Source organism: Leisingera sp. F5 (assembly GCF_001593695.1).
This window is the reverse complement of the sequence record NZ_LUKH01001409.1, coordinates 1-1,050: the sequence shown is the minus strand read 5'-3', so window position 1 is coordinate 1,050 and position 1,050 is coordinate 1. Positions and strand designations below refer to the sequence as shown.

Below are 1,050 nucleotides of genomic sequence, written 5' to 3'. Positions count from 1 at the left end.
GTATTCGAGGGACACGCGCATTACGGCGCGATGGCGGTAATCCGCCTGCCCGCCGCAAACCGGGCAGCGGCGCCAAACAAGAGCACAGTGAAAGCAGGTCTGACATGAGTGACATTCTGATTGTAGATGACGAGCGCGACATCCGGGAACTGGTCTCGGATATTCTGGAGGATGAAGGCTACGCCACTCGAAAGGCTGCCAATTCCGACGAATGCATGGCCCGTCTTGAGGACGCCGAGCCGGCGCTGATGATCCTGGATATCTGGCTGAAGGACAGCCAGATGGACGGTATCGATATCCTGAAGGCAGTTAAGCGCGACAATCCGGAAGTTCCGGTGGTGATCATTTCCGGTCACGGCAACATCGAAATTGCTGTCGCAGCGATCAAGCAGGGGGCCTATGATTTCATCGAGAAGCCCTTCAATATCGACCAGCTGATGGTGGTGATCCGCCGCGCCATGGAAACCTCGCGTCTGCGCCGGGAAAATTCGGATCTCAAGCGCAGGGATACAGGCCCGGCGGAAATGATCGGCACCTCTGCGTCGTTCCGGACGTTGATCAGCCAGTTGGACAAGGTGACCAAGTCGAACGGCAGGGTGATGCTGACCGGACCGGCCGGCAGCGGCAAGGAAATTGCCGCACGCTATATTCATGCCAATTCCAACCGGGCGTCCGCGCCTTTTATCACTGTCAACTGTGCCAGTATCGAACCCGACCGGATGGAAGAGGTTCTGTTCGGCCGCGAATCCTCCGAGCGCGGGGTGGAACCCGGCTTGCTGGAGCAGGCGCATGGCGGCGTTGTGTTCTTTGATGAAGTTGCCGATATGCCGCTGGGCACCCAGTCCAAAATCCTGCGAGTGCTGGTGGATCAACAGTTCCAGCGGGTTGGCGGTTCGGACAAAATCCGTGTCGATCTGCGGGTGGTTTCCGCCACCAACAAGGACCTGGATGCAGAAATCGAAGCAGGCGGCTTCCGTCAGGAGCTGTATCACCGGTTGAATGTGGTGCCGGTTGCGGTGCCGTCGCTGGCGGACCGGCGCGAGGATATCC

1 protein-coding gene is annotated in these 1,050 nt (G+C 58.9%); it reads left to right on the top strand.

Annotated elements, in window-relative coordinates; translation table 11 throughout:
- Positions 1-104 precede the first annotated feature (104 nt).
- The coding region (locus A2I95_RS41845; RefSeq protein WP_291738145.1) for a sigma-54 dependent transcriptional regulator at positions 105-1,050 on the top strand (946 nt) is incomplete at its 3' end.